11 protein-coding genes and 1 tRNA gene are annotated in these 10182 nt (G+C 68.1%); 1 reads left to right on the top strand and 11 read right to left on the bottom strand.

Features of this window, described 5'->3' with window-relative positions; genetic code table 11:
• Nucleotides 1-98 precede the first annotated feature (98 nt).
• Together KY469_21505 and KY469_21500 are read right to left on the bottom strand one after the other, a co-directional pair.
• A tRNA-Tyr gene (locus tag KY469_21505) sits at nucleotides 99-180 on the bottom strand.
• Between the two features lie 49 nt (nucleotides 181-229).
• On the bottom strand, nucleotides 230-580 hold the full coding sequence (locus KY469_21500; protein ID MBW3665679.1) for a hypothetical protein: 351 nt from the start codon (nucleotides 578-580) through the stop codon (nucleotides 230-232).
• Nucleotides 581-784: 204 nt separating this feature from the next.
• Between KY469_21500 and KY469_21495 the strand changes: the two genes are divergently transcribed.
• On the top strand, nucleotides 785-1279 hold the full coding sequence (locus KY469_21495; protein MBW3665678.1) for a YajQ family cyclic di-GMP-binding protein: 495 nt from the start codon (nucleotides 785-787) through the stop codon (nucleotides 1277-1279).
• 4 nt (nucleotides 1280-1283) lie between these two features.
• On the opposite strand, the gene KY469_21490 is transcribed toward KY469_21495, so the two are convergent.
• The 9 genes from KY469_21490 to KY469_21450 all read right to left on the bottom strand — a co-directional run.
• Nucleotides 1284-1970, bottom strand: coding sequence for an LPXTG cell wall anchor domain-containing protein (locus KY469_21490; GenBank protein MBW3665677.1), 687 nt, complete (start codon nucleotides 1968-1970; stop codon nucleotides 1284-1286).
• A gap of 58 nt (nucleotides 1971-2028) precedes the next feature.
• A complete protein-coding gene (locus tag KY469_21485; protein ID MBW3665676.1) occupies nucleotides 2029-2928 on the bottom strand; it encodes a zinc metalloprotease HtpX in 900 nt (299 codons plus the stop codon).
• A gap of 93 nt (nucleotides 2929-3021) precedes the next feature.
• Nucleotides 3022-3375, bottom strand: coding sequence for a VanZ family protein (locus tag KY469_21480; protein MBW3665675.1), 354 nt, complete (start codon nucleotides 3373-3375; stop codon nucleotides 3022-3024).
• On the bottom strand, nucleotides 3372-4835 hold the full coding sequence (locus tag KY469_21475; GenBank protein ID MBW3665674.1) for an NADH-quinone oxidoreductase subunit N: 1464 nt from the start codon (nucleotides 4833-4835) through the stop codon (nucleotides 3372-3374). Before KY469_21475 ends, KY469_21480 begins: the two co-directional genes overlap by 4 nt.
• 20 nt (nucleotides 4836-4855) lie before the next feature.
• Nucleotides 4856-6391 (bottom strand): NuoM family protein, encoded by a 1536-nt coding sequence (locus tag KY469_21470; GenBank protein MBW3665673.1) that lies wholly within the window; start codon nucleotides 6389-6391, stop codon nucleotides 4856-4858.
• A gap of 124 nt (nucleotides 6392-6515) precedes the next feature.
• Nucleotides 6516-8735, bottom strand: coding sequence for an NADH-quinone oxidoreductase subunit L (gene nuoL, locus KY469_21465; protein MBW3665672.1), 2220 nt, complete (start codon nucleotides 8733-8735; stop codon nucleotides 6516-6518).
• 24 nt (nucleotides 8736-8759) lie between these two features.
• Complete coding sequence (nuoK, locus tag KY469_21460; GenBank protein MBW3665671.1) at nucleotides 8760-9071, bottom strand: NADH-quinone oxidoreductase subunit NuoK; 312 nt, start codon at nucleotides 9069-9071, stop codon at nucleotides 8760-8762.
• Complete coding sequence (locus KY469_21455) at nucleotides 9068-9682, bottom strand: NADH-quinone oxidoreductase subunit J (protein ID MBW3665670.1); 615 nt, start codon at nucleotides 9680-9682, stop codon at nucleotides 9068-9070. The genes nuoK and KY469_21455 overlap by 4 nt, the downstream gene beginning before the upstream one ends.
• Nucleotides 9683-9808: 126 nt before the next feature.
• Nucleotides 9809-10182, bottom strand: a 374-nt coding sequence (locus tag KY469_21450; GenBank protein ID MBW3665669.1) for a hypothetical protein, incomplete at its 5' end; no start/stop codon positions are given.

The following is a 10182-nucleotide window of genomic DNA, read 5'->3' as shown; positions in this document are numbered from 1 at the left end:
AAGCGCTCTACCGACTGAGCTACAGGGGCGTGCCGAGCCCGCAGGCTCGCACCGTCACGGTCGGTCGTCAAACCGTTCGGGGCGGGCTCCGGGTCGAGTGGTGGGAGGAGGATTCGAACCTCCGTAGGCTAAGCCGGCAACTTTACAGGCTGCTCCCTTTGGCCGCTCGGGCATCCCACCAGGCAGGCGCGGATGGTACGGACTCCGTACTCGAGCCGCCAACCACCGCTCATAGCCGGTACCGGTCCATCCCGGGGTGCAAGGCCATGCAGGTCCGTGCGCGGATGACGGCGACCGGGATGAGGTAGCGCTCTGCGGCATCGGTGAGCACGTACAGGAGGTCCACGGCTTCGGGATCGAACTTCTTGACGGTGTGGAAGCTCTGGTTCCCTCCCGCCACGGCGAGTTGAACGACGAAGCGGCCCGCCGGACTGCGGTGCGTTGTGGTCTTGACCTGGACCTTCTTGAGGTCCCCATCACCCGCGTCGACGACGAGGTCGTAGGGCTGGTTGTCGGCGAGGGGGATGCAGACCCGGTACCCGTGCTGGCCGAACCAGGCGATGGCATCCGTCAGGCCGATCTCGCCCTGGAAGCGGGGGTTGTCGCGGCGGATGTCGGTCGGTGCGGGGATGAGTGGGCGCTGGAAGGCGGACACGCTGGCTCCTCCGGTTGGTCGTCGACGTCCGGTGAGCCGCCCCCGCGGCGGCGCTAGTCGAGCAGGTGGGTGTGACACGTCGAGGTTCTAGGCTGGACGCCTCAGACGACGAGCCGATGGAGCAGTGACGTGGCCGAGAGCAGCTTCGACATCGAGGCGGGGGTGGACCTGCAGGAGGTCGACAACGCCGTGAACCAGGCAGCGCGCGAGGTCGCGACGCGGTTCGACTTCAAGGGCACCGACACGTCCATCCTGTGGGAGTCCAAGGACGCGGACATCCGCATCCAGGGATCGACCGAGGACCGCGCCAAGGCGGCGCTGCAGGTGCTCGAGGACAAGCTGGTCAAGCGCAAGGTGTCGCTGAAGGGCATCGACCCTGACGAGCCCAAGCCTGCCGCCGGAGGGAGCAGCCGCATCGACGTGGCGCTGCGGACCGACATGCCGCAGGACATCGCCAAGGCGATCGTGAAGCAGATCAAGGCGAGCAAGCTCAAGGTGAACGTCACCAACATGGGCGACCGCATCCGGGTGACGTCGAAGAGCCGCGACACGCTCCAAGAGGTCATCGCGCTCGTGAAGGCGCAGGACTACGCCGCCCCGCTGCAGTTCACGAACTACAAGTAGGCCGTCACTCGACCCCGGGACGGCGGCGAGATGCCCGCAGCACGAGCGCCCCGCCCGCGACCAGCCCCGCCCCGAGCGCGATCAGTGCCCACGGACGGTCGGCACCCGTCTCCGGCAGGGATGGCGCGGCCGTCTGCGTCGGCGCTGGCGCTGGCGTGGTCGGTGCGGCGGTCGGTTGGGTCGTGGGCTGCTCGGTCCCAGGTTCCGTCGCGGGCTCGGTCGCAGGTTCCGTCGCGGGCTCGGTCGCAGGTTCCGTCGCGGGCTCGGTCGGCGACTCGGTCGGCTCGGTCGGCTCCTCCTGCACGGCGGTCACGGTGATGGTTCCGGCCATGCCCTCGCCCTCGGGCGTCCCGTGGACCTTGCAGTAGTACGGGATCGTGCCCGGCGTGCTGAACTCCCTCGGGTACGACTCGCCCGCACCCATGCAGTCGCCGCTCCCGTCGGGGTTGCAGTTGGGATGGCTGTCGAAGCTGCCGTCACTGGCCGTGACGCTGTGAGGGAACGCGTCGTTCTGCGTCCAGGTGATGGTCGATCCTTCGGTGATCTCGACCTCGGACGGATCGAAGCTGAAGCTGTTGTTCCCGACCGTGACCGTGGTGTCCTGGGCGAGCCCGAGGGCGGGCACCAGCACCACGGCGAACGCGGCCACGACGACGATGTGGAAGGTGATCCTGAGGTAGCGGCGTGACACGACTCTCCCCTTCCGTGAACGGGTCCTCAGACCACTACGCACGGGAGGCCAGGATGGTTCAGCCGAACAGGCTCTGGTCCGGCCCGAGCTGTCCGCGCTCGCGGGCCATCTGCTCCAGGCTGGCCACGCGCTCGGGGATCGGCGGGTGCGAGCTGAACAGTTTGCTGACGCCGCCACCACCGAACGGGGCGGCGGTGTACATGTGCTGGAACGCTGGGCTCGTCTCGGCCGGCACCGCGCCCCGCTGCATCATGGCTTGGCTGTTCGCGCCCGCCTCGAGCTTGCGCAGGGCCGACGCGAGTGCCAGGGGCTTCTCGCACAGCTCCGCGCCGGTGCGGTCCGCGAGCGACTCGCGCGAGCGGCTGATCGCGGACCGGATGAGCATCGCGGCGAGCGGGGCGAGGATCATCATCAGCAGCGCCCCGATGGCGTTGCCACCCCGATCGCGACCGCCACGGCCGAGCATCGCCCCCCACATCGCCATCCGCGCGGCGAACATGATGGCCACGGCCATCGTCGCGGCGACGGACCCGATGAGGATGTCGCGGTTGTAGACGTGCTGCAGCTCGTGCGCGAGGACACCCTCGAGCTCGTCGCGGTTGAGCGCCTCGTACAGGCCGCGGTTGACGCACACCGCGGAGTGCTTGGGGTTGCGTCCCGTGGCGAAGGCGTTGAGCTGGGGGGATGGGCTCATGAACAGCTTCGGCATCGGTTCGCCGGCCTTCATCGACAGCCGCTCCACCATCTCGTAGATGTCGGGGAAGTCGGCGCGCTCGATGGGCTCGGCACGGGCCATCTTGATGGCGAGCTTGTCGCTGAACCAGTAGGACCCGGCGTTCATGACGACGGCCAGGATCAGGCCGATCATGAGGCCCCCTTCGCCCCAGAACGAGCCGATCCCGAGGAACAGGCCGCCCATGATCGCCATGAGCAGGAACGTCTTCGCGTTCTTGAACATCCAGACCACCTCGCAGGCGTGTCCGGCCGGGACGCCGGTCGGCTCAGAGGGTACCCAGCACGGGGTCGGGCATCTCGTCCCGACCAGGGCGGTTCAGCCGTCGCGCGCCCGTCGCAGGATCCAGCGGCTGACCACCGCCCCGAGCGTCAGCCCGATGCCATCGACGACGAGGTCGCGCAGCTCGAACACCCGTCCCGACCCGAAGGCGTGCTGGTAGAGCTCGTCGAGCAGCGCCAGCGGGAACCCCGCCAGGGCTACCAGCGCCGGGGGCGTCCAGGCCCCGCGGGCGGCCCATACGAGCGCCGCCCCGAGGACTGCGTACTCGACGAGGTGGCCGAACAGCGACAGCCAGGCCGGTCCGGCGAGCGAGTCCCCGGGGACCGACGACGCCGCCAGGATCGCGGCGTAGACGGCTGCGGGAGCGAGCCAGCGCCGGGTGACGGTCAGCTACCCGCGAGCACGCTCGTCACCGACGTCGAGTCGGTGACGAGGAACGGCGCGAGGCCGAGGACGACGGTGGCCACCATCAGGACGAACAGGATGAGGTTGAGCGCGAGGCCAGGCTGCAGGATGGGTGCCCCGAGCCGCGGTTGGCGCATCCACATGAGGTACGCGACACGGAGGTAGTAGAACAGGCCCACGAGCGCGTTGAGGATCAGCAGTCCGGCGACCACGTAGTCGCCAACCGAGCCTGAGGCCACGACGGCGTCGAAGATGGCGAACTTGGCCCAGAAGCCGACCGTCGGGACGACGCCACCGAGCGCGACCAGGAAGGTGGTCATAGCCACGGCGAGCATCGGGGCGCGGTAGCCCAGCCCCTCGAAGTCGCTGATGGCCCGCTCGCGACCCTTGAGCGCCAGCGCGATGGCGACACCGAACGCCCCGATGTTCATGACCGCGTAGGCGACGATGTAGAACAGGGTCGCTTGCGCGGCCCGGTCGTTGAGATCGATCGCGCCGGCCTCGATCAGCCCGAAGGGCACGAGCATCCAGCCCGCGTGGGCGACCGACGAGTAGGCGAGCAGCCGGACGATGTCGCGCTGCTGCAGCGCGATGAGGTTGCCCACCGTCATCGTGATGATCGCGATCACCATGACCGCCCCGGTCCACACCTCGGCGACGGGCTCGAACGCGATGAACGCGATCACCGCCAGACCGGCGAAGCCTGCGGCCTTCGACGCGACCGCGAGCATGGCCGCGACCGGCATCGGCGATCCGGCGTACGTGTCCGGCGCCCAGAAGTGGAACGGCACCGCCGACACCTTGAACGCGAACCCGACGATAACCAGCATCAGCGAGGCGAGCAGCAGCGGCGGGCTCTCGCCGCCCCGCAGCGCCTCGGCGATGCCCTGGAGCGAGGTCGTGCCGGTGAAGCCGTAGAGCAGGGACATCCCGAAGAGCATGATCGCGACGCTCAGGACGCCGATGAGGAAGAACTTGATCGCGGCCTCGGTCGAGTACAGGTCGCGCTTGCGCAGTCCGGCCATGATGAAGCCCGGTACCGACACGGTCTCGAGTGCCACGAACAGCAGCAGCAGGTCGCGCGCCGACGGCATGACGATCATGCCGAGGAAGGCGGTGACCAGGAGGAAGTAGTACTCACCCTGGAAGTACCGGCCCGTGGCGAAGTAGCGGTAGCTCACGAGCAGGACCGCCAGGAGCGCACCGAGGAACAGCAGCTTGAACACGACGGCGAAGTCGTTCACGACGAACATCCCGCCGAACGTCGAGCGATCGTCGCCCCACAGCATCGCCGTGAGCACGATCGCGACGATGGTGCCGAGCCCGGCCACCGGGTTGGCGAGTCGCTTGCGGGTGTCGCTCAGGACGAGGTCGAGCAGGAGCACGACCAGCGCGGTGCCGGCCAGCGTGATCTCCGGCGCGATCGCCAGGTAGTCGATGTCCACGACGCTGCGCTCCTAGCTGATCACGAGAAGAACGTGACGAGGTTGGCGACGGCCTCGTCCTGGATGCCGAACACGAGCTTGGGGTAGACGCCGAGCGCGAGGATGAGGACGGCCAACGGCAGCCACGACACGTACTCGATGGCCATGACGTCGCTGAGCTCCTTACCAGCCCACCGTTCCGGTGGCTGCCCGAGGTTCACCCGCTGGAGCATCCATAGGAAGTAGCCGGCGGTGAGGACCGTGCCGACCGCCGCGGCGACGACGAACCCGAGGTAGAGACCCCCCCAGTCCGCGTCAAGCGCCGGGGCGGGCACGATCGCGGACCACATCGCGGTGAACTCACCCCAGAACCCGGCCAGACCGGGCAGTCCGAGCGACGCGATCGCGGTGTAGGTCAGGAGCACGCCGTAACGCGGCATCTTGACCAGCATGCCGCCGCCGATCTCACCGATCTCGCGCGTGTGGTAGCGCTCGTGCATCGACCCCGCGAGGAAGAACAGCAGCCCGGTGATGAGCCCGTGCGCGATGTTGCCGTACAGCGCAGCCTGGATCCCGCGTTCGGTCAGCGTCGCGATACCGAGCATGACGAAGCCCATGTGCCCGACCGACGAGAACGCGATGAGCCGTTTGACGTCGGTCTGGGCGAGGCAACAGAGCGAGCCGTAGATGATGCCGATCACCCCCAGCAGACCGATGAGCGGCGCGAACGTCTCGGCACCTTCCGGCAGGATGGGCAGGGCGATGCGGATGAACCCGTAGGTCCCCATCTTCAGCAGGATGCCGGCCAGCAGGACCGACCCGACGGTCGGTGCCTCGGTGTGGGCGTCCGGCAGCCACGTGTGGAACGGCCAGCTCGGCACCTTGATGGCGAACCCGAGGAACATGCCCAGGAACGCCCAGATCTGGAACGTGCTGCTGCCGAGACCCGCCATGGAGCTGAGCTCCTGGATGTCCCACGTGACCGCCCCGGCCTTGAAGAAGATCGCCAGGAACGCGACCAGCATGAACACCGAACCGAACAGCGTGTAGAGGAAGAACTTCACGCTCGCGTACTCGCGGCGTGGGCCGCCCCAGATGCCGATCATGAAGTACATCGGGACGAGCACGAGCTCCCAGAAGACGAAGAACAGGATCAGGTCGAAGGCGATGAAGGTGCCGGCCATCCCGGTCTGCAGGAGCAGCATGAGCGCCAGGAAGCCCTTGGGCTTGCCCGGCTCCGGCAGGTGGCGCAGGGTGTAGAGCGCGCAGAGGAAGGTCAGAAGGTGGGTGAGCACCCACAGCGGCATGGAGATGCCGTCGATCCCGATGTGGTAGCGAGCGTTGATCGCCTCGATCCACGACACGTCCGTGACGAACTGCAGCTCGCCACGCGCCCCGTAGTCGAAGGTCGCGACCACCACCACCGACAGCACGAAGACGGCGCCGGTGACGAGCACCGCCGCCCAGCGAGCGCTGCGATCGGCAGTCCTGGGCATCAGCGCGATGAACGCGGCGGCGACCGCCGGCGCGAACGTCGCCACGGCGATGGGCCAGCCGCCAGTCGTGAACGGATCCATCTGTCGCTTCTCCTCGGTGCGAGCCCCGCAGGGCCGTCCGTCTCGTTGTGCTACCGCCTTCGGCTACTTGAGCAGTCTCGGTTGTGCTACCGCCTTCGGCTACTTGAGCACTCTCGTTCCTAGGTCACGTACTCGCCGCGAAGACGAGCACGAGCACGATCACGCCCGCCACGAGCGCGCCGGCGTAGCGCTGCACGTTGCCTGCCTGGATGCGCTTGAGCTTGTCGCTCCACCAGGCCGCGCTGAACGCCGCGCCGTTGACACCGCCGTCGATGATGCGCTGGTCGACCGTGCCGTAGGTGACGTCCGCGATGCGCTTCGCCGCGCCGCCGGCGCCCTTCACCGCCGCGTCCAGGACCTCCTGGTTGGACCAGTAGGCGGCCTTCGCGAGTTGGTCACGGACCGGCACGACGATGTAGCGGTAGCCGATCTCGTCGAACCAGTACCGGTTGACGAGCGCCTTCGTCGCGACACCCATCTTGAACATCGGGTCCTCGTCGGGCTTGCCACGCCCGTAGATGCGCCACGCGACCAGCAACGCCAGGGCGAAGATGGCGAACGCCAGTCCGGCGACGAACGCCTCGAACTCCGGCGGCCCATGCAGGAGCGCACCAGCACCGTGCCCCTCGTCCGCGTCGTCGCCCTCTCCCTCCGTGGCGGCGAGCACCGGAGCCGCGGCCGCCCCTGCTGCGAGGGGGGCGAGCCCGTGGGTCTCGGTGTCCTCCTCGCCGTGCTCGTCGAGTCCCGTCGTGGCTCCGACGAACGGGTAGCTCGCCTCCTCGAGGATCGGCGTCGCGGTCCACTGCTCGAAGTTGTCGTCCTCGGACCAGAACGGCGAGCCGATCCAGCCGACGGTCAGTGACAGCACCGCCAGGACGATCAGCGGCACCGTGATGAGGCGCCCGGACTCGTGCGGCGTCTTGGGCGCGGGAAGCTCCGGGTGCGCCTCGGTGTCCTGCTCGCCGTGGTGGATCGCTCCGCTGCCCCGGTACTCACCCCAGAAGATGAGGAAGCACGCACGCGCCATGTAGAACGTCGTGACACCGGCCGCCGCCAGCCCGAGCCAGAACACCAGCGGGCCGGCGGCGAACCCCGCGTCTCCCCACAGCTGGGCCGAGACGAGGACCTCGTCCTTGCTGAAGAAGCCGGCCGTGAGTGGGAACCCCGCCAGCGCGAGCGAACCCGCGATGAAGGTCCAGAACGTGTGCGGCATGAACCGGCGCATGCCACCCATGTCGGTCATGTTGTTGCTGTGCACGGCGTGGATCAGCGAACCCGAGCCGAGGAACAGCAGCGCCTTGAAGAACCCGTGAGTGAACAGGTGGAAGATCCCGGCGGTGTAGCCGCCGACCCCCAGCGCCGCGACCATGTAGCCGAGCTGGCTGATGGTGGAGTACGCCAGGACCTTCTTGATGTCGTCCTCGACGAGCGCGAGGAACCCGGCGAAGAACAGCGTGATCGTGCCGATGACCGCGATGGTCGTCATGACCGCGAGCGACTGCGCGAACACCGGGAAGAGGCGAGCGACGAGGAAGACCCCCGCGGTGACCATGGTCGCCGCGTGGATGAGGGCGGAGACGGGGGTGGGGCCGGCCATCGCGTCCGGCAGCCACACGTGCAGCGGCATCTGACCCGACTTGCCGATGGCGCCGCCGAAGATCAGGAGGGCGCCGAGCACGACCAGGCCCTGGTCGAGTGCCCCGGAGGCGGCTGCGCCGTTGAGCTCGAGGATGTTGAACGGGGTCCCGCTGATGTCGAACATCGCCTTGCTGAGGACGATGACCCCGACGATGAGCCCGACATCGGCGAACTTGGTGGTGAGGAACGCCTTGTTGGCCGCGTCCTGGTTGGACTTCTCCTCCCAGTAGAAACCGATCAGCAGGTACGAGCAGACGCCGACCAACTCCCAGCCGACGATCGCCTGCAAGGTGTTGTTGGCGATCACCAGGATGAGCATCGAGGCCGTGAACAGGCTGAGCATCGCGAAGAAGTAGGTGAACCGAGGCTCGCCGTGCATGTACTCGCGCGAGTAGATCTGCACCATCAGCGAGACGAGCGTGACGAGCAGGAACATCATCGCCGTCAGGCCGTCGACGAGCATCCCGAGCTCGAGGGTGATCCCGTCGCCGAGCGGTGCCCACCGGAAGATCTTCTCGAGCGGCTCGATAGGGCTGTTGAAGAAGGTGTGGAGCGCGATGCCGACGCTGATCACGAACGCGGCGGCGACCGCGACGATCGCGATCTCAGCGCCCTTCCAGGGCAGTCGCTTGCCGAACGCCGCGACCAGCCCGCTCGCCACGAGCGGCAGGAGGGGGACGAGCCAGGCCAGCTCCATCCAGTCCACGGGTTCGCTCCTCCGGGTTCCCGGCTACCAGCGCATCAGGTCGGCGTCCTCGACGTCGATGGACGCGCGGTTGCGGAACATGTTCAGGACGATGGCCAGCCCCACCCCGACCTCGGCAGCGGCGATGGCGATCACGAACAGCGCGAAGACCTGTCCACTCACCGCGGAGTCGCCGGGGAACAGCAGGTCCTGGAAGGCGACGAGGTTGATGTTGACCGCGTTGAGCATCAGCTCAACGCTCATGAGCACGAGCACGGCGTTGCGGCGGGCGATGATGCCGTAGATGCCGACGCAGAACAGGAAGGTGGCGAACAGCAGCGGGCCGAGCAGGTTCACCGGCCCACCTCCTCGCCGCTGCCCCCGGCCGGGATGGCCACACGCTCCTCGGCCGCCGTCTGGTCGCCTCCCTCCGCGGCGAGCTCGGGCGCGATCGCCTCGAGGTGCTCCCCCGACTCGCCCTCCTCGCGCCGGGACAGCGCGATGGCTCCGACCAGCGCGGCGAGGAGCAACATCGAGATCAGTTCGAACGGCAGCACCCACGTCGAGAACAGCGCCTCGCCGATGCCCGCGATGGGCGTGCCGACGATCGTGGGGGTGTCGACGTCCTTGAAGGCCTGGACGATCAGCGCGGCGAGGACGCCGAACAGGGCCAAGGAGACGCCCAGCCCCAACGCGCGCGACTGGCTGTCGAGGGTCTCACGACCGATCGGAGCGCGGGTGAGCATCAGGCCGAACATGAACAGCACCGCGACGGCACCCACGTAGATGATGATCTGAACGAGCGCCACGAAGTCGGCGTGAAGGACGAGGAAGACGCCTGCGGTGCTCGCGAGCGTGGCCGCCAGCGCGGCGGCGGCGTAGATCACGTTGCGCGCCGTCACCACCGTGACCGCAGCGATGCCTCCCGCGACGGCGAGGAGGATGAAGACTAGGTCCTGGCCGGTCATCCCTCCCCCCTTGAGGGGGGAGGGGCCGGCGTTGCCGGCCTGGGGGGTGAGGCCTGATGTGTCATCCCTCCCCCCTTGAGGGGGGAGGGGCCGGCGTTGCCGGCCTGGGGGGTGAGGCCTGATCGGTCATCCCTCGTCCCCCCCCTCGCTGGCGAGCTCCTGCTTGCGTTTGCGGACGTAGGCGGCCTTGGCCTTGGCGCGCGCGATGCGCTCGCTCTTGCCCTCGGCGATGAGGGCATCGTAGGTCTCCTGGTCGATCTCGCCCGCGTCCTCGACGTGGATCTCGGCCTTCTTCGGCTCGGCTGGCGCCTCGGGTTCGGCCGCCGTCTCCGGCGCTGCTTCGGCCGGCGCTGCGGCCTGTTCGGTTGTGCTACCGCCTTCGGCTACTTGAGCACTCTCCCGAGTGGTGCTATCGCCTTCGGCTACTTGAGCACGCTCTCGAGTGGTGCTATCGCCTTCGGCTACTTGAGCACTCTGCTCCTCACGCTCGGCCAGGATCT

It is taken from the genome of Actinomycetota bacterium, assembly GCA_019347575.1.
Classification (GTDB): Bacteria; Actinomycetota; Nitriliruptoria; order Nitriliruptorales; family Nitriliruptoraceae; genus JAHWKY01.
The sequence above is the reverse complement of the archived record's forward strand: the minus strand, read 5'-3'. Positions and strand labels throughout refer to the sequence as shown.